Below are 17,537 nucleotides of genomic sequence, written 5' to 3'. Positions count from 1 at the left end.
GTAGCCAAAGCATACGGCCAAGCCAGCCGAGCAAACAGGCCGCCCGCTTCAGGCAACCCGAAGGGCCGGGCATCTTTCCGCCAGGATCCGAGGCGATCGCCTCGGCCGTACGTCTGTGCACGGCACTCGGCAATCGCCTCTGCCTGACGAAAATCTGCTCCGGCAGAATGTTTCCATTCAGCCATGAAAGGCTCTAGCCCCTGCTGTCGTCGTGCGGCCGATCCTCGTTGTCGTCAGCTCGCTTCCCATCATCGTGCGGCTTGTCCCCGGGCTTGTCCGGCCTATCCGGCTTATCTGGCCTATCTGGCTTATCTGGCCTGTCTGGCCTATCTGGCCTATCCGGTCGGTCCGGCTTGTCGGGCTTATGGGGCTTGTCCGGCTTCGGCGGCTTCTCCGGCGTGGGGCTGATTTCGCGGACACGCGAAGGAGGAGCTGGTGGGGGCTTGACTTCCAATGCCGCCGCAAGACCACAGCTGCCGCCGATGTTTCCGAACCCGCCCGAAAGCTTTTGACTGCCGGAGAGAAAGGGCAGGGCATTCTGATTGCCGAGCGTCCTGAGAACACCTCTATTGACCCGGCGAGTATCGGTCAGGCTGCCATTGGGCTTGGCGACCACGCAATCGCAGCGTCGCGTCAGTTGCTGGCAGCCGCCAGGCCCGCAGAACTGGGCCGCTCCGCTCAGCAGCACGACCGCTGTCGTACCATCGCCGCCGACGTAAAAGTCGAACACGGTTCCTCGCACGCCAATCGTTCCGGCGGGCGTCAGGATCTCATAAGCCGTGTGTTTCGAGTTTCCGCTGATCCAGCGAAAGGTGCCCTTCGCGGCCATGACCGTAAGCTTCTGCAACGATCTGGAATCGTCGAAGACGAACTTGTCGATAACAATGGAAGAGCCCCACCCGACCGCGAGCTTGGTGCCGTCGCGAAACACGAATTGCCCGAGCCCGGATTTCGACGTGCGAATCCGTTCATCCCGGTGAACCGGGGACTTGACCGCCAGCGGTCCGCTCGCGCCGGTAACTTCGGTCTTGATCCGGATCGCCTCGCCGACCCTTTCGGCGGCCTGTGTCGGTATGAAACCGTAAAGCGCGACGCATAGCGTAGCGATTGCGGTACGACGTAAATACGACATCGCACCCTCCTCGATGATCCTCTGGCGAAAGCCATCCAGGATCATGAACATGATCGATTCTTCAGTTGGAGCGGGATGCGGCAGTATATGGGCGTCGCGCTCCAAGCGCTCAGTCTTACCATGCGGCAGCGATGGCTGTCTTCTCATCCGTTTGGGCGAGGACATGGCGCGCCAATGCCGCAGGTTGTGGCTCAGGCCGCTCTTTAAGCCGCTTTGCCGCAATTCGCTCGCGGTGTGTCGCACGCCATCGATTGACTTTGCCCGTCCCGCTTCATAATTAACGCTCAATGGATGGTTCCCCTGCGCCGGAGCGGAGCGGGGGAGTAAATGGGAATGCGACGGGGCGGACCCACACCGGGCACCCTTATCGCAGCCGACCCCGCGACTGTAGAACGGTCAGGGTTCGCCATCGGCCACGCCATTCTTCCTTCGATGAACTGCATGGGGCAGTTTCACGCGGGATGGGTGACGTGCCGGAAAAGCCACTGGCGTGGCATCATGGTCAGCCGGGCTGGACGCCTCTTCTTCTACGAATCGTCCGCCTTTCATGATGCTAGACAAGCGCCGGGAAGGTGAGGCGGACCCGTTCGGCCTGGCATTGGTGAGCGATTCTTGCGCCCGTAATGCCTCAGCCCGTGACGCCGTGAGCCAGGAGACCTGCCATCCGTCAGGGCATTCCGCCCGAGGGGATCCGTCCCCAATGCCAGCACGGAGGTTGTCGTGGCTTATCAGTTCTTCTCCGGGCGCTCTTTGCACGCGCCCGTTCCCCCTTGCTATTGCGGTTTGAGTTCGTCGGACTGAAGCCGGGCCATGATCATTCCCAATACCGGACCGGTTCTCGTGCTCGGCGGCGCCCGCTCCGGCAAGTCCTCCTTTGCGGAAAAGCTCGTCGAGGCCTCCGGGCTGCCGATGCATTACGTCGCGACCGGCCGCGCCTTCGATGACGAGATGCGCGAGCGCATCGGCCGTCATCAGGCCGCGCGGCAGGGCAAGGGCTGGACGACGCATGAGGAGCCGCTCGATCTCGTCGGGGCGCTCCGCCACATCGACGATCCGGCGCGCGCGATCCTCATCGATTGTCTGACGCTCTGGGTCACGAACCTGATGATGGAAGAGCGGGACATGGCGGCCGAATTCGCGGCGCTCGCCGCCTTTCTCTCCGACGCTCGGGCGCGGCTCATTCTCGTTTCCAATGAGGTCGGCCTCGGCATCGTGCCGGAGAACCGCATGGCGCGGGACTTTCGCGACCACGCCGGCCGGCTCCACCAGATTGTGGCGGAGAAATCCGCCGAAGTTTACTTTGTCGCGGCCGGATTGCCGCTGAAAATGAAGGGTTGATCCATGACACTCGCCAAGCCCCACCAGGGCAAGATTCCGGCAACCGTCATCACCGGGTTCCTCGGTGCCGGCAAGACGACGATGATCCGCAATCTGCTGCAGAATGCCGATGGCAAGCGCATCGCGCTGATCATCAACGAATTCGGCGATCTCGGCGTCGATGGCGACGTGCTGAAGGGGTGCGGCGCGGAGGCCTGCTCGGAGGAAGACATCATCGAACTTACCAATGGCTGCATCTGCTGCACCGTTGCCGATGACTTCATCCCGACCATGACAAAGCTGCTGGAGCGCGAGAACCGTCCGGATCATATTGTCATCGAGACCTCTGGCCTCGCTCTGCCGCAGCCACTGGTCGCCGCCTTCAACTGGCCGGATATCCGCAGCGAAGTGACCGTCGACGGCGTCGTGACGGTCGTCGACAGCGCCGCCGTCGCCGCCGGGCGCTTTGCCGACGACCACGACAGGGTCGATGCGCTGCGCGTCAATGACGAGAACCTCGACCATGAAAGTCCGCTCGAGGAGCTCTTCGAAGACCAGCTCACCGCGGCCGATCTCATCGTTCTCAACAAGACGGATCTCATCGACGCGTCTGGCCTTCAGTCCGTGCGCGAGGAGGTCGCGTCCCGCATCAGCCGGAAGCCGACGATGATCGAGGCGAGGAACGGCGAGGTGGCGGCGGCCATCCTGCTCGGCCTTGGGGTCGGCACGGAAGGCGAGATCGCCAACCGCAAATCGCATCACGAGATGGAGCACGAGGCAGGCGAGGAGCACGATCACGACGAGTTCGACAGCTTCGTCGTCGAGCTTGGCCCGATCGCCGAGCCGGCTGTCTTCATCGACCAGCTGAAGGGCATCATCGCCGAGCACGACGTACTACGCCTCAAGGGCTTCGCCGAGGTGCCAGGCAAACCGATGCGCCTGCTGATCCAGGCAGTTGGCAGCCGCATCGACCAATATTTCGACCGTGCTTGGACCTCCGGAGAGATGCGCGGCACACGCCTCGTCGTCATCGGCCTGCATGACATGAACGAGACAGCCGTGCGCGCCGCGATTTCGGCGCTCGTCTGATCGGATAGAAGATGCATCTGCTTCTCGCCCAGAAAGGAACGATCGCCGACGGAAACGAGGCAATCGATCTCGGGCAAAGCCCGGCTGACATCCTGTTCCTGTCGGCCGCCGATACGGAGCTTGCCTCGATTGCCGCCGCCCATCGGCAGCGGCCGGGGGCGAGAAGTCTGCGCATCGCCAGCTTGATGAGCCTCATGCATCCGATGTCGGTCGACACTTATGTCGAGCGGACGGCGCGCCATGCCAAGCTGATCGTCGTACGTCCGCTCGGCGGCGCCAGCTATTTCCGTTACGTGCTCGAGGCGTTGCATGCGGCGGCCGTCACCAACAAATTCCAGATCGCGGTTCTGCCCGGCGACGACAAGCCGGATCCCGGGCTTGCCCCCTTTTCCACGGTACCGCCGGAGGACCGTCAACGCCTCTGGGCCTATTTCACCGAAGGCGGCGCCGACAATGCGGGCCTGTTTCTCGACTATGCCGAGGCACTGATTACCGGCGGCGAAAAGCCCGAGCCGGCGCGGCCGCTGCTGAAGGCCGGGATATGGTGGCCGGGGCGGGGCGTGATTGATATCGGCGCGTGGATGCGCCTTGCGAGCGGCGGTGAGAAAATACCCCCCTCGGCCCTGCCGGGCATCTCCCCCACACGGGGGGAGAACACGGAGGCAAGTGCTCGCTCCTTAACGGCAGTCGAATTGCAGGCAAGCCCCTCAGAAGCTGATGGCTCTGTCATTTCCAACGGAAATCAGGGAACGAGCGGCGGCCGCGCGGCGATCTCCCCCCTTGTGGGGGAGAGGCCCGGCAGGGCAGAGGGGGATGGCCAATCTGATGCTCTCGCACCCCCAACCATCGCCATCTGCTTCTACCGCGCCCTTGTCCAAAGCGGTGAAATCAAACCCGTCGAGGCGCTGATCGAGGCGCTTGCGGCCGAAGGCATGCGGGCGCTGCCGGTGTTCGTGTCGAGCCTCAAGGACCAGATCTCCATCGGCACGCTTCAGGCTATCTTCGCGCAAGCCGCGCCGGACGTCGTCATGAACGCAACCGGGTTTGCCGTTTCCGCACCCGGCGCCGATCGTCAGCCGACGGTGCTGGAATCGACTGGCGCGCCGGTGCTGCAGGTGATCTTTTCCGGCTCTTCGCGCGACGCCTGGGAGGCCTCGCCGCAGGGGCTGATGGCGCGCGACCTCGGCATGAATGTCGCACTGCCGGAGGTGGATGGCCGCATCCTTTCCCGCGCCGTTTCCTTCAAGGCCGCATCTACCTATGACGCGGCCGTCGAGGCCAATATCGTCGGCCATGAGCCGCTGGCGGACCGTGTCCGCTTTGCCGCCCGGCTTGCCGCCAATTGGGCAAGACTGCGCCGGGCGAAGCCCAAAGCGCGCCGCGTCGCGATCATCATGGCCAATTACCCGAACCGCGACGGGCGGCTCGGCAACGGTGTCGGTCTCGACACGCCGGCTGGCACCATCGAGGTGCTGAAGGCGATGGCGGCGGAGGGCTATGTCGTCGGTGATGTGCCGGAGGACGGAGATGCGCTGATGCGCTTCCTGATGGCGGGGCCGACCAATGCGGCGAGCCGCGACCGCGAAACCCGTGAAACAATTTCGCTAAATCAATACAAGGAGTTCCTCGACTCTCTTCCGAAAAAGATTCAGCAGGAAGTGACCGAGCGCTGGGGTATGCCGCAAGCCGATCCCTTCTTCTTGGATGGTGTCTTCGCGCTGCCGCTCGCCCGCCTCGGTGAGGTGATCGTCGGCATTCAGCCGGCGCGCGGCTACAATATCGATCCCAAGGAAACCTATCACGCGCCGGACCTCGTGCCGCCGCACGGCTATCTCGCCTTCTATGCCTATCTACGCCAGGTCTATTGCGCCGACGCCATCATCCACATGGGAAAGCACGGCAACCTTGAATGGCTGCCCGGCAAGGCGCTGGCGCTTTCCGAGCTTTGCTATCCCGAGGCAGTCTTCGGGCCGATGCCGCATCTCTACCCCTTCATCGTCAACGATCCGGGCGAGGGCACGCAGGCGAAGCGCCGCACGAGCGCGGTGATCATCGACCATCTCACGCCGCCTTTGACGCGGGCCGAATCCTACGGTCCGCTGAAGGATTTGGAAGCTCTGGTCGATGAATATTACGAGGCCGCGGGCGGCGATCCGCGGCGCCTGCGGCTGCTCAGCCGGCAGATTCTCGACCTCGTCCGCGATATCGGTCTCGACCAGGATGCGGGCATCGAGAAGGGCGACAGTGAGAACAAGGCGCTGGAAAAGCTCGACGCCTATCTTTGCGATCTGAAGGAGATGCAGATCCGCGATGGCTTGCACATCTTTGGCGTGGCGCCTGAGGGGCGGCTGCTGACAGACCTCACCGTTGCGCTCGCTCGTGTGCCGCGCGGTCTGGGCGAAGGCGGCGACCAGAGCCTGCAGCGGGCGATCGCGGTGGATGCGGGGTTGGGTGCTCTTGGCCATGTACCCCTCTCTGCCCTGCCGGACATCTCCCCCGCAAGGGGGGAGATGAGGGATGCGAGCTCTCGCCCCCCCAACGCCGTCGAGGCCGAGATTTCGCCGACGGTTGACGGTGCGGTCATTTCCGACAAGGGTGCAGTCATTTCCGACGGCACTTGGGGAAGAGGCGGTGGCCGCACGCCAATCTCCCCCCTTGCGGGGGAGGTGCCCGGCAGGGCAGAGGGGGGTATGTCCCCTCAGTCGCAACCCTTCGACCCCCTCGATTGCCTCCTCTCCGCACCCTGGACGGGCTCGAAGCCCGATCTTCTCGCGACCCTCTCGGATGCCCCCTGGCGCACGGCCGGCGACACCGTTGAGCGCATCGAGCTCCTCGCTGCGAAGTTCGTCTCCGGTGAAATCGCCTGCCCGGTTGGCTGGTCTGCGACCCGTGCCGTGCTTGATCAAATCGAAGCTCGCCTGAAGCCCGCCATCGTGGGGTCTGGCGAAGCCGAAATCAGAGGGCTGCGGACCGGGCTCGACGGCCGCTTCGTCGCGCCCGGCCCCTCCGGTGCGCCGACGCGCGGCCGTCCGGACGTGCTGCCGACGGGGCGCAATTTCTACTCCGTCGACAGCCGCGCCGTGCCGACGCCGGCAGCCTATGAGCTCGGTAAAAAGTCCGCCGAACTGCTTATCCGCCGCTATCTGCAGGACCATGGCGAATGGCCGTCATCCTTCGGGCTAACCGCCTGGGGTACGTCCAACATGCGCACCGGCGGCGACGACATTGCCCAGGCGCTGGCCTTGATCGGGGCAAAGCCAGTCTGGGACATGGCCTCGCGCCGCGTCACGGGTTACGAAATCGTGCCGCTCGCCGTGGTCGGGCGGCCGCGCGTCGACGTCACCTTGCGCATTTCCGGCTTTTTCCGCGATGCCTTCCCGGAACAGATCGCGCTTTTTGACAAGGCGATCCGCGCCGTCGGGGCTCTGGAGGAGGACGACGCCGATAACATGATCGCAGCGCGCATGCGTGCGGAGACGCTGCGGTTGGAAGAAATGGGCGTCGAGACGAAAGAGGCTGCACGCCGCGCATCCTACCGCGTCTTTGGCGCCAAGCCCGGAGCCTATGGCGCCGGTTTGCAGGCGCTGATCGACGAAAAGGGGTGGGAACAACGCAGCGATCTCGCGGACGCCTATCTCACCTGGGGCGGCTATGCCTACGGCGCCGGCGAGGACGGCAGGGCTGAGCGCGGCCTCTTCGAGGAGCGCCTTCGTTCGATCGAGGCAGTCGTCCAGAACCAGGACAACCGTGAACACGATCTCCTCGACAGCGACGACTATTACCAATTCGAGGGCGGCATGAGCGCTGCCGCCGAGCATCTCACCGGCACGCGTCCGTCGATCTACCACAATGACCATTCGCGGCCGGAAAAGCCTGTGATCCGTTCGCTCGATGAAGAAATCGGCCGCGTGGTGCGTGCACGCGTCGTCAATCCGAAATGGATTGAGGGCGTGATGCGCCACGGCTACAAGGGCGCGTTCGAGATCGCGGCGACCGTCGATTACATGTTCGCCTTCGCCGCGACGACGGGAGCGGTGCGCGACCATCATTTCGAGGCCGCCTACCAGGCCTTCATCGCCGATGAGCGCGTGCGCGACTTCCTGCGCGACAAGAACCCGGCTGCCCTTACCGAACTGGCCGAGCGTTTTCTGGAAACAATCGATCGGGACCTCTGGAACCCGCGCTCCAACTCCGCGCGCTTTGAATTAATGGAACTCGCAGCGAGGCCGGCCGCCAACCGGCAGCGGGCGGGAAACGAATAGGGAGAAAGACATGAGCGAGGAAACGGCAAACAGCGGCGAACCTGTCGCCGAGAAGGACGACGCCCGCCACGCCATGAAAATGGCAAAGAAGAAGACCGCGCGCGAAAAGATCATGGCGACGAAGACCGACGAGAAGGGTCTGATCATCGTCCATACCGGCAAAGGCAAGGGGAAATCCACCGCCGGTTTCGGGATGATCTTCCGCCACATCGCCCATGGCATGCCGTGCGCTGTCGTGCAGTTCATCAAGGGCGCGTGGCAGACCGGCGAGCGCGACCTTATCGAGAAGCATTTCGGCGATCTCTGCCAGTTCTACACGCTTGGCGAAGGTTTTACCTGGGAAACGCAGGACCGCGCGCGCGATGTGGCGATGGCGCAAAGGGCCTGGGAGAAGGCTAAGGAACTCATCCGCGACGAGCGCAACTCGATGGTTCTGCTCGATGAGGTCAACATCGCGCTGCGCTACGACTATATCGACGTCGCCGAGGTCGTGCGCTTTCTGAAAGAAGAGAAGCCGCACATGACGCATGTGGTTCTGACCGGGCGCAACGCCAAGGAGGATCTGATCGAGATTGCCGATCTGGTGACCGAGATGGAGCTCGTCAAACATCCCTTCCGGTCCGGCATCAAGGCCCAGAAGGGCGTTGAATTCTGATGGTTCAAATATGGCAGTGCTACAGCGGCGCGTTTTTCAGATGCGCGGCGCTGTAGCACTTTGGGATCCGCCGATCGGTCTATGCCGCGAGACCGGTGCGGGCTCTCACATCCCGAGCCATATCCTGAGCGGATGCGCCGGATCGGCAAGCAGCCGGATCGCCAGCGCGATCGAGACCACGACAAGCAGCGGCTTGATGATCTTTGCGCCTTTCGCCATGGCGTAGCGCGATCCAACCTGCGCGCCGAGGAACTGGCCTGCGCCCATCATCAGGCCGACTTTCCACAGCACGACGCCGTAGAGCACGAAGACGATGAAGGCGCCGAAGTTCGAGCCGAAGTTCAGGAACTTCGTGTGGGCCGTCGCCTTGAGGATGCCGTAGCCGGCGAGCGAGACGAAGCCGAGCATGAAGAAAGAGCCGGTGCCAGGACCGAAGACGCCGTCGTAGACGCCGATCACCGGAACGAATGTGAGGGTGAAGAGAAAGACCGACATCCGGCGATGCTTGTCCACGTCGCCTATGTTCGGCTTGAAACCGAAGTAGAGCGCGATGGCAATGAGCAGGAAGGGCAACACGGCCTTGAGTACGTCGGCCGGAACGACTGTCGCAAGCAAGGCGCCGAAGACCGAGCCGAGCGCCGACATCAGAGCCATCGGCCATTGTTCTTTGAGGTTTACGTGCCCGTGGCGGGCATAGGCGAGGCTCGCGGAACCAGAGCCGAAGAGCGATTGCAACTTGTTGGTCCCGAGCGTCTCGAGCGGCGGAATGCCGGCGATCAGCATGGCGGGAATGGTGACCATCCCGCCGCCACCGGCAATCGAATCGATGAAACCGGCAAGGAAGGCTGCGGCGAAGAGGAAGAGCAGGAGATGAAGCGCGAGTTCGGGCACGGGAGACTCGAAAAAGAAGGCAGCGAAATTGCTTCCGCGTTGTGTCAGAGCCCGGGACGAAATGCAAAGGATTGTCGGACGGGTTCGGCGCAGGTGCGCGGCCTTGGCACCTCGATCATGCCCGCTCGGGCTCATCTGCGCCGTTTACGACGCGTCGATGGCGCAATCCGGTTTGACCGGCCGGATAGGCTTCGGTAAAAACGACAATCATGCGACGGCGTCCGTTCACGCGGACTGAAAGAGCGTCCGGTGCGGCCGACCCATTCAGGGGGCCTGATCCGGTGCTGTCCAGACCGGTGCGGGTGTCTCCCAGGCCGGCGCTTCGTATGGACGCCGACCGCTGCATGTCCTGGGACTCGAAGAGTTTCGGTGAGCGATGCAGTAATCAAAGTTGCAGCAATTGCGTATCGAAGCGGATGCGTGCTGCTGCAGGGGAGCCGCACCGCAAATGTCTTCGGTCAAAGGACCAATCGCCACCACCGCGAAGCTTGTGCTCGGCCTCGGCTGCGAGCGCGGCACGGCGCCCGAGGAAGTGATCGCGGTCGCTGAGCGGGCGCTCGCCGGTGCCGGCGCATCGGCGCGCGAAGTCGTTTTCGTCGCTTCGTTGGACGCGCGGGCAGGGGAGCCGGCCATTCACGCGGCGGCTCGGCATTTTTCGGTGCCGGTCCGCTTTTTCAATGCGGCGACGCTGGAAGCGGAAAGCCCGCGGTTGCAAAATCCCTCGGAGATCGTCTTTGCCCATACCGGCTGCCATGGGGTGGCGGAAGGGGCGGCACTTGCCGGCGCGGGGCAGGATGCTGTGCTGATCGTTCCGAAGGTCCGCTCGGCGCGTGCGACTGCAGCCGTCGCGGGACCAGCCCGTTGCGCCGGAGTGCGGGATGCGGTGACAAGCGGCGCAGAGGCTTTCTGATGGTTTCAAGTCCTCATACATGCACGTGGTTTAGGAAACAAAATCAGCCACCTGCCGCTGCTTCTCGTGAAATTGAATCGGCTGCTGTCGAAGGCGGGCCAAATCGGCTGTTTTGCCGGGACCGGAGTATGAAGCCATGACGGACGCGCTTTTCGCCGGCCTCCCCGAACTCGAACCTGGTTCCGTCTGGCTGGTCGGCGCCGGGCCTGGCGATCCGGGCCTCCTGACGCTCCATGCGGCCAATGCCCTGCGGCAGGCGGACGTCATCGTCCATGATGCACTTGTGAACGCCGATTGCCTGAAGCTCGCGAAGCCGGGCGCAACGCTCGAATTTGCGGGCAAACGCGGCGGCAAGCCGTCGCCGAAACAACGCGACATTTCGCTGCGGCTCGTCGAGCTGGCGCGCGCCGGGCAGCGGGTGCTGCGGCTCAAGGGCGGCGATCCCTTCGTCTTCGGGCGGGGTGGCGAAGAAGCCTTGATGCTCGTGGAGCATCGCATCCCTTTCCGCATCGTCCCGGGTATCACAGCCGGCATCGGCGGGCTCGCCTATGCGGGAATTCCAGTCACGCATCGCGAGATCAATCATGCGGTGACCTTCCTCACCGGCCACGATTCATCCGGTGTCGTGCCGGACCGGATCAATTGGGAAGGCATCGCCAAGGGTTCGCCGGTGATCGTCATGTATATGGCGATGAAGCATATCGGCCAGATTTCCGCGAACCTGATCGCCGGCGGCCGCGCGCCGGACGAGCCGGTCGCGTTCGTCTGCAATGCCGCGACGCCCGAGCAGGTGGTGCTCGAAACCACGCTTTCGCGTGCGGAAGCGGATGTCGCGGCGTCGGGCATCGAGCCGCCGGCAATCGTCGTCGTCGGCGAGGTCGTTCGGCTGCGCGCTGCGCTCGACTGGCTCGGCGCCCTCAATGGCCGTGCGCTCGCGGCCGACCCCTTTGCGAGCCGCATTCTTCGGAACCCGGCATGAGCGGTCTGCTGGTTGCGGCTCCGAGCTCCGGTTCGGGCAAGACGACGGTCACGCTCGGTCTGATGCGAGCGCTGAAAAGGCGCGGCATCGCTGTCGCGCCGGGCAAGGCAGGGCCGGATTATATCGACCCGGCCTTTCACACGGCCGCAACCGGCGAGCCCTGTCTCAATTATGACCCCTGGGCGATGCGGCCCGACCTGCTTGTTGCCAATGCGGCGCGGGCGGTTGCCAGCGGACATACACTCGTCGTCGAGGCCATGATGGGCCTTTACGATGGCGCCGCCGATGGCACGGGCGCGCCGGCGGACCTCGCTGCAACGCTCGGGCTCGCGGTGGTCCTGGTCGTCGATTGTGCGCGTCTCTCCCATTCGGTTGCGGCACTGGTGCGCGGCTTTGCCGATCATCGTGAGGATATCCGGGTTGCCGGCGTCATCCTGAACAGGGTCGGCAGCGACCGCCATGAAATGATGCTGCGCGAGGCGCTCGGCCACGTCGCGGTGCCGATCTTCGGCGTGCTCCGCCAGGATGGCGCATTGAAGCTGCCGGAACGTCATCTCGGCCTTGTCCAGGCAGGCGAGCACGGCACCCTCGATACGTTCATCGACTACGCTGCAACGCGCATTGAGGCCGATTGCGACCTCGATACCATCCTGGCCGCGGCGACACCTGTGACGGCGGAGCCGAAGCTGGAACTTTCCGCTCTGAAGCCGCTCGGTCAGCGAATCGCCGTCGCCCGCGACCTTGCCTTCGCCTTCTGCTATGAGCATCTGCTCGCCGGCTGGCGCGGGCAGGGCGCCGAAATCTCCTTCTTCTCGCCGCTTGCGGATGAGGCGCCCGACCTGGTGGCTGACGCGATCTATCTCCCCGGCGGCTATCCTGAATTGCACGCCGAAATCCTCGCCGGCGCCTCGCGTTTCCATAATGCGATGCGCGTTACGGCCGAGACCGGAACGCGCATCTTCGGCGAGTGCGGCGGGTACATGATGCTGGGCGAGGGGCTTGTCGCCGCGGACGGCAGACGTTACGAAATGCTCGGCCTGCTACCGCTCGTCACCAGCTTTGCCGAGCGCAAGCGGCATCTCGGCTACCGGCGCGTCGCGCCGCTCGACAACGCATTTTTCGATGGACCGATGACGGCGCACGAATTTCATTACGCGACCATTCTTGTCGAAGGAGCGGCAGAACCGCTCTTTGCGGTCCGGGATGCGGCAGGCATCGATCTCGGCCGTGCAGGCCTGAGGCGTAGTAACGTCGCCGGCTCCTTCATGCATCTCATCGATCTTGCGGAGCAATCATGACCGCTCCGATCATCCATGGCGGCGACATCACGGAAGCTGCAACTCGCTTCGGCGGCGCGCCGGGCGATTGGCTCGACCTTTCGACCGGCATCAATCCTTGCCCCGTCGCCGTTCCGGAAATCGATCCGCGCGTCTGGCACCGCCTGCCGGACCGGCACTTGGAGGAGGCGGCCCGCGCCGCGGCGAGCCGTTACTACGGAACTGGCGATCTCATGCCGCTGCCGGCGCCCGGCACGCAGGCCGTGATCCAGTTGTTGCCGCGACTTGCGCAGGCGACGAAGCGCGCCGCAGTCTTCGCGCCGACCTACGGCGAATATGCCCGGGTGCTGAAAGCCGCCGGGCTGATTGTAGACCATGTCGAGTGTGCCGACGATCTTGCCGTCGAGCGCGACCTCGCCGTGATCGTCAATCCCAACAATCCGACCGGCAGGCTTTTCCCGCGTGCGGAAATCCTCGCCATGGCCGAGACGATGAAGGCGCATGGCGGCCTTCTCATCGTTGACGAGGCATTCGGCGATCTTCAGCCAGAGGCGAGCGTCGCGCCTCACGTGAACGCTCACGACAACCTCATCGTCCTCCGCTCCTTCGGCAAGTTCTTCGGGCTTGCGGGCCTGAGGCTCGGCTTCGTGGTCGCCATCGGCGCGATCATGGACGGCTTCCGTGAATGGCTCGGCCCCTGGGCCGTTTCAGGCCCAGCGCTCGCTGTCTCTGCGAAGCTTATGGACGCCGATAACGGCGCGATTGCGAAGGGCATCGCGGAGCGCAAGGCCGGGCTCGATGCCGTGCTGCATGGTGCTAGGCTCAGGATCATCGGCGGCACGGGGCTTTTCGCCCTTATCGAACATGAACGGGCATACGATCTTCATACGACACTCTGCGAAGAGCGCATCCTGACGCGCAAGTTCGACTACAATCCGCACTGGCTGCGGATCGGACTTGCGGCGGATGAAAGCGGCGATCGTCGTCTTGCCGATGCCTTGAGCCGGGTAGGTGCGTAAGTGTCAGTGGAAATTCTCCTCATCCTCGTCGTCGCGCTGCTGATCGACCGTTTCGTCGGCGATCCGGACTGGCTTTGGTCGCGCTTGACCCATCCGGTGGTCCTCTTCGGCAAGGCAATCGGCTTTTTCGATGAGACGTTCAACCGCGGCAGGGCCGGAAACGGCATGTTGAAGATGTGGGGTGCGGCGACGATCCTCATCCTGCTCGTCGCAAGCATCGCGGCGGGCGTCGTCCTGCACCGCCTGTTTGATGTTCTCGGCGCCGTCGGCTTCGTGTTCGAGGCGATGGTCATTGCCGTTTTCCTCGGCCAAAAAAGTCTCGGCGATCATGTTGCGCGTGTCGCCGAGGGTTTGCGCCGAGACGGCCTTGCGGGCGGCCGCGAGGCAGTATCGATGATCGTCGGACGCGATCCGAAGACGCTCGACGAACCTGCCGTCTGCCGCGCCGCGATCGAGAGCCTCGCCGAAAACTTCTCCGACGGTGTGGTCGCGCCTGCCTTCTGGTATGCGGTCGGCGGGCTTCCCGGCCTCTTCGCCTACAAGATGTTGAACACCGCAGATTCGATGATCGGTCACAAGAGCCCGAAATATCTCCATTTCGGCTGGGCCTCGGCGCGGCTGGACGACCTTGCCAACCTGCCGGCCGCAAGACTTTCGATCCTGCTCGTCGCCGCAGGCGCCTACTTGAAGCGGGGTGCGGAGGCCGCGAAGGCCGCAATCGACGTGGCGCTGCGCGATCACGGACTCCACCGCTCGCCCAATTCCGGCTGGCCCGAGGCTGCAATGGCGGGTGCGCTGGATATACAGCTTGCCGGACCCAGGACCTACGGCGGAGTGGTGGTCGACGAGCCTATGATTCATGACGCCGGCCGGCCGGTCGCGACCGCAGACGATGTCGATGACGCCATATCCGTCTTCTATGCGGCCTGTTTGGCGATGGCACTGGCTTTTGCCGTGCTGGCTCTTCCTTTCCTGCTTTTTTAAAAATCTCGGCGGCGCTTCGGATAGGTGATGACCGGCAACTTTTGGAACACCTCCGAACTCAAACCGCTCATTATCGCACATCGCGGCGGTGCAACTCTCGCCGCTGAAAATACAATAGCCGCGTTCCGTGCTGCCGCGGTGGCTGGGGCGCATGCGGTCGAGACGGACGTTCGCCTCACGAAGGACGGAGCTCTCGTTTGCATGCACGACGCCGATCTCCGGCGGCTATGCAGCGATCCTCGCGCGGTGGCGGACGTTGATATGGCGACGCTTCGAAGCATGCTACCGGCGGTGATGACGCTCGAGGATGCGCTCTCGGCTTCCGAGCCGATGGGTATCCTGCTGGACATCAAGCTCACAGGCCTGGCGTATCTTTCGCAAATCATCCATGAAGTGGTGCGCGCAAAGGCAGTCGGGCGAACAATGCTGCGTCAATCTTATCGTCGCAGCCCGCGCCGCCATGGCAGACATCGCAATCCTGGCTTTTCTCGGCGATCCGGATTCGGCTCCGGCAGCGCGGCGGGCGGGCGCAAGCTGGTTCAGGCTGTGGCAGGGAGAAGCGAATGCCGAACGCGCAGCCGCCGTGCGCACTGCCGGGCTGCGCCTCGCCGTTATGGTCGGGCAACCCCGCGCAATCCCGTTGCCTGAATATCCGCCGTTTCCGGTCGGCTTGGTCGACAGCGAAGGGCTCGAAAGGCTGCGCTCTGCCGGTCCCGATGCGATTCTTCTCGATGATCCGCGATTGGCAGCGGTAGATATATTCGGCCTCGGCGCTTCGGCGACCGGCGAGCAAAGGCTCTGAGCGGCGCCGGAACTCGGTCGCCGTTTAGCAACACCGTTTTTCAAATCGCGCCCGCAAAAGGCGAGGGGCATTGGCTTTTGCGGTGCATTTTTCTATAGGGTTCGCAAGACTCGAATTTTAAGAGGTAAGCGCGTGACAGCTACATTCGACAAGGTTGCCGATATCATTGCGGAAACGAGCGAGATCGACCGCGAGACGATCAAGCCGGAAAGCCACACGATCGATGATCTCGGCATCGACAGTCTGGACTTCCTGGATATCGTTTTTGCGATCGATAAGGAATTCGGCATCAAGATCCCGCTCGAGCAGTGGACTCAGGAAGTCAACGAAGGCAAGGTCTCGACCGAAGAATACTTTGTTCTGAAGAATCTTTGCGCGAAGATCGATGAACTCCGGGCCGCTAAGGCCTGATTGACCTTCCGCTGGCACGGTTCGATCCGTTTCCCGATGCCGCCTGTCACGTCCGGCGCTTGACAGGCGGCATCGGCATTTTTACTTGAGCGCGAAACCAATAGGGTGAGCCTTCATGCTCCTTGAATATTTTCAGATGATCGATCGGGTCGAGAGCATCGATCTTGCGGCCGGTCGCCTGACGGCGCGGTCCGTCGTGCCGGAGAAGAGTCCGGTCTTCGAGGGGCATTTCCCGGGCTATCCGCTGGTTCCCGGTGTGTTGCTGATCGAGACGATGGCACAGGCCTCCGGCTTCCTCGTGCTGGCGGCGACGAAATTTGCGGCGATGCCGTTCCTGATGTCGGTCGATGGCGCCAAAATGCGCAGCTTCGTCGAGCCTTCCGCCGAACTTGAGATCGAAGCCCTGCTTGAGCATGAAGGGTCCGGCTTTGCCGTGACCAAGGCCAGGATCACTTCGGGCGGCAAGAAGATATGCGACGCCCAGTTGAAGCTGAGAACGCTTCCGTTCGATCAGGTACCGCTCGGCGATATCGTCCGCAAGCGTGCCGAGGAACTGGGGCTGATGGCCGCGACGGCCGGTTCGGAGAAGTGAAGATGACGAAATCCGCAAACGACGTGGTGATCACAGGCGTCGGCATCGTGACGAGCCAGGGCGTTGGCGTCGAGCCGCACGTGGCGTTGTTGTGCGCTGCCGAGCCGCCGAAGGTCAGGATCGAGACGGAACGTTTTGCGCCCTATCCCGTCCATCCGCTGCCGGAGATCGATTGGTCGCAGCAGATCGCCAAGCGCGGCGATCAGCGTCAGATGGAGAACTGGCAGCGCCTTGGCGTTTTCGCCGCCGGCCTTGCGCTCGATGACGCGGGGTTGAAGGACAATCTCGACGCCTGCGGCAGCATGGATATGATCGTCGCTGCCGGCGGTGGGGAGCGCGACATTACCGTCGATTCGCTGATCGTCGACGAAGGCCTGAAGCGCAACGACCGCGAACATCTTCTGAACGAGAAGCTGACGACGGAGTTGCGTCCGACGCTCTTTCTCGCCCAACTTTCCAATCTGCTCGCCGGCAATATTTCCATCGTCCACAAGGTGACGGGTTCGTCGCGCACCTTCATGGGCGAAGAAGCCGCCGGAATTTCGGCGGTCGAGACCGCTTTTGCCCGCATCAAGGCCGGGCAATCGACGCATACGCTCGTCGGCGGCGCTTTTTCGGCCGAGCGTCTCGACATCATCCTGCTGATCGAGGCCATCCACGGTCATGCGCTCGGAGAATGGCAGCCGATCTGGTCGCGCAAGCCCGAAAACGGTGGCGGCCTTATCCTCGGCTCGGTCGGCGCTTTCCTCGTTCTCGAATCCCGCCAATATGCGGAAGCGCGCGGCGCCCGCATCTACGCCACGATCGAGGCGATCGGTGGCGACCGTGGCAGCCGCGAGGATGGCCGGTTCGAGGCGCGCCTGAAGGATCTGGCAGAGCCCGCGGCGACATTCGATCCGCAATCGACCGTCGTCTTTTCCGGCACCTCGGGCTTCCACGACCTCGCCCAGCGTGAAAAGGCATTCCTTGAGACGGAACTCGCCGGGCGACCGGTCCGCGCCTATGGCGGCCTGGTCGGCCATGGCATCGAAGCGCAGTTCCCGGTCGGCATGGCGTTTGCCGCTCTTTCGCTCGGTCATGCGGCGAAGGTTCCGTCCTTCGATCCCAACGCCGAAGCGCCTATGGCGGCACCTGCCAAGGCGGCGATCGTCACAACCATCGGCCATGCCCGCGGCGAAGGCATCGCCGTGCTTTCCGCGGAATAAGGGAGCTCAACC

At 63.5% G+C, this 17,537-nt stretch carries 15 protein-coding genes, 1 pseudogene and 1 riboswitch; of the genes and pseudogenes, 14 read left to right on the top strand and 2 right to left on the bottom strand.

All coding sequences use genetic code 11. From position 1 onward, the window contains the following. Positions 1–193 precede the first annotated feature (193 nt). Positions 194–1,132: a FecR family protein gene (locus PYH37_RS21735; RefSeq protein WP_280733475.1), complete on the bottom strand. Its 939-nt coding sequence runs from the start codon at positions 1,130–1,132 to the stop codon at positions 194–196. A gap of 275 nt (positions 1,133–1,407) precedes the next feature. Further along, positions 1,408–1,811: riboswitch (cobalamin riboswitch) on the top strand. A gap of 131 nt (positions 1,812–1,942) precedes the next feature. On the opposite strand from PYH37_RS21735, the gene cobU reads away from it, so the two are divergent. From cobU to cobO, 4 genes are read left to right on the top strand one after another with little or no spacing between them, the layout of a single operon-like run. Further along, a complete protein-coding gene (cobU, locus tag PYH37_RS21730; RefSeq protein WP_280733474.1) occupies positions 1,943–2,470 on the top strand; it encodes a bifunctional adenosylcobinamide kinase/adenosylcobinamide-phosphate guanylyltransferase in 528 nt (175 codons plus the stop codon). Between the two features lie 3 nt (positions 2,471–2,473). Further along, a complete protein-coding gene (gene cobW / locus PYH37_RS21725) occupies positions 2,474–3,538 on the top strand; it encodes a cobalamin biosynthesis protein CobW (RefSeq protein ID WP_280733473.1) in 1,065 nt (354 codons plus the stop codon). Positions 3,539–3,549: 11 nt separating this feature from the next. Then, a complete protein-coding gene (gene cobN, locus PYH37_RS21720; RefSeq protein ID WP_280733472.1) occupies positions 3,550–7,800 on the top strand; it encodes a cobaltochelatase subunit CobN in 4,251 nt (1,416 codons plus the stop codon). 10 nt (positions 7,801–7,810) lie between these two features. Further along, entirely contained in the window at positions 7,811–8,455 is a 645-nt protein-coding gene (gene cobO / locus PYH37_RS21715) for a cob(I)yrinic acid a,c-diamide adenosyltransferase (protein WP_280733471.1), read from the top strand. A gap of 105 nt (positions 8,456–8,560) precedes the next feature. On the opposite strand, the gene PYH37_RS21710 is transcribed toward cobO, so the two are convergent. After that, complete coding sequence (locus PYH37_RS21710; RefSeq protein ID WP_280733470.1) at positions 8,561–9,346, bottom strand: TSUP family transporter; 786 nt, start codon at positions 9,344–9,346, stop codon at positions 8,561–8,563. A 448-nt stretch (positions 9,347–9,794) separates the two neighbouring features. Between PYH37_RS21710 and PYH37_RS21705 the strand changes: the two genes are divergently transcribed. The 10 genes and pseudogenes from PYH37_RS21705 (at position 9,795) to PYH37_RS21665 (ending at position 17,525) form a co-directional block, all read left to right on the top strand. Beyond that, positions 9,795–10,256, top strand: coding sequence for a cobalamin biosynthesis protein (locus PYH37_RS21705; RefSeq protein WP_280733469.1), 462 nt, complete (start codon positions 9,795–9,797; stop codon positions 10,254–10,256). Positions 10,257–10,392: 136 nt separating this feature from the next. After that, on the top strand, positions 10,393–11,235 hold the full coding sequence (gene cobA / locus PYH37_RS21700; protein WP_280733468.1) for a uroporphyrinogen-III C-methyltransferase: 843 nt from the start codon (positions 10,393–10,395) through the stop codon (positions 11,233–11,235). After that, positions 11,232–12,533, top strand: coding sequence for a cobyrinic acid a,c-diamide synthase CobB (locus PYH37_RS21695; RefSeq protein ID WP_280733467.1), 1,302 nt, complete (start codon positions 11,232–11,234; stop codon positions 12,531–12,533). Before cobA ends, PYH37_RS21695 begins: the two co-directional genes overlap by 4 nt. Next, complete coding sequence (gene cobD / locus PYH37_RS21690; protein ID WP_280733465.1) at positions 12,530–13,531, top strand: threonine-phosphate decarboxylase CobD; 1,002 nt, start codon at positions 12,530–12,532, stop codon at positions 13,529–13,531. The genes PYH37_RS21695 and cobD overlap by 4 nt, the downstream gene beginning before the upstream one ends. Next, positions 13,532–14,515, top strand: coding sequence for an adenosylcobinamide-phosphate synthase CbiB (cbiB, locus tag PYH37_RS21685; protein ID WP_280733463.1), 984 nt, complete (start codon positions 13,532–13,534; stop codon positions 14,513–14,515). It begins immediately after the preceding gene. A gap of 27 nt (positions 14,516–14,542) precedes the next feature. After that, positions 14,543–14,815, top strand: a pseudogene (locus tag PYH37_RS32255) (glycerophosphodiester phosphodiesterase family protein); the annotation flags it as partial. Between the two features lie 160 nt (positions 14,816–14,975). Further along, positions 14,976–15,317 (top strand): hypothetical protein, encoded by a 342-nt coding sequence (locus tag PYH37_RS32250; protein ID WP_342394680.1) that lies wholly within the window; start codon positions 14,976–14,978, stop codon positions 15,315–15,317. A 132-nt stretch (positions 15,318–15,449) separates the two neighbouring features. Next, the gene (locus PYH37_RS21675; RefSeq protein ID WP_012708338.1) at positions 15,450–15,728 is read left to right on the top strand and encodes an acyl carrier protein; all 279 of its coding nucleotides are present in this window, start codon (positions 15,450–15,452) and stop codon (positions 15,726–15,728) included. Between the two features lie 115 nt (positions 15,729–15,843). Next, a complete protein-coding gene (locus PYH37_RS21670; protein ID WP_280733461.1) occupies positions 15,844–16,320 on the top strand; it encodes a 3-hydroxyacyl-ACP dehydratase FabZ family protein in 477 nt (158 codons plus the stop codon). A gap of 2 nt (positions 16,321–16,322) precedes the next feature. Further along, complete coding sequence (locus PYH37_RS21665; RefSeq protein ID WP_280733460.1) at positions 16,323–17,525, top strand: beta-ketoacyl-ACP synthase; 1,203 nt, start codon at positions 16,323–16,325, stop codon at positions 17,523–17,525. Positions 17,526–17,537 lie beyond the last annotated feature (12 nt).

The organism is Sinorhizobium numidicum (assembly GCF_029892045.1).
Taxonomy (GTDB): domain Bacteria; phylum Pseudomonadota; class Alphaproteobacteria; order Rhizobiales; family Rhizobiaceae; genus Sinorhizobium; species Sinorhizobium numidicum.
This window is presented reverse-complemented; position numbering and strand designations above follow the sequence as displayed.

Bases quoted from the DNA above. Each gene is read 5' to 3' on its own strand.
- PYH37_RS21705 (WP_280733469.1), top strand. From the start codon at position 9,795: ATGTCTTCGGTCAAAGGACCAATCGCCACCACCGCGAAGCTTGTGCTC.
- cobU (WP_280733474.1), top strand. From the start codon at position 1,943: ATGATCATTCCCAATACCGGACCGGTTCTCGTGCTCGGCGGCGCCCGC.
- PYH37_RS21695 (WP_280733467.1), top strand. From the start codon at position 11,232: ATGAGCGGTCTGCTGGTTGCGGCTCCGAGCTCCGGTTCGGGCAAGACG.
- cobD (WP_280733465.1), top strand. From the start codon at position 12,530: ATGACCGCTCCGATCATCCATGGCGGCGACATCACGGAAGCTGCAACT.
- cobW (WP_280733473.1), top strand. From the start codon at position 2,474: ATGACACTCGCCAAGCCCCACCAGGGCAAGATTCCGGCAACCGTCATC.
- PYH37_RS21735 (WP_280733475.1), bottom strand. From the start codon at position 1,132: ATGTCGTATTTACGTCGTACCGCAATCGCTACGCTATGCGTCGCGCTT.
- cobA (WP_280733468.1), top strand. From the start codon at position 10,393: ATGACGGACGCGCTTTTCGCCGGCCTCCCCGAACTCGAACCTGGTTCC.
- cobN (WP_280733472.1), top strand. From the start codon at position 3,550: ATGCATCTGCTTCTCGCCCAGAAAGGAACGATCGCCGACGGAAACGAG.
- PYH37_RS21670 (WP_280733461.1), top strand. From the start codon at position 15,844: ATGCTCCTTGAATATTTTCAGATGATCGATCGGGTCGAGAGCATCGAT.
- cobO (WP_280733471.1), top strand. From the start codon at position 7,811: ATGAGCGAGGAAACGGCAAACAGCGGCGAACCTGTCGCCGAGAAGGAC.
- PYH37_RS32250 (WP_342394680.1), top strand. From the start codon at position 14,976: ATGGCAGACATCGCAATCCTGGCTTTTCTCGGCGATCCGGATTCGGCT.
- PYH37_RS21665 (WP_280733460.1), top strand. From the start codon at position 16,323: ATGACGAAATCCGCAAACGACGTGGTGATCACAGGCGTCGGCATCGTG.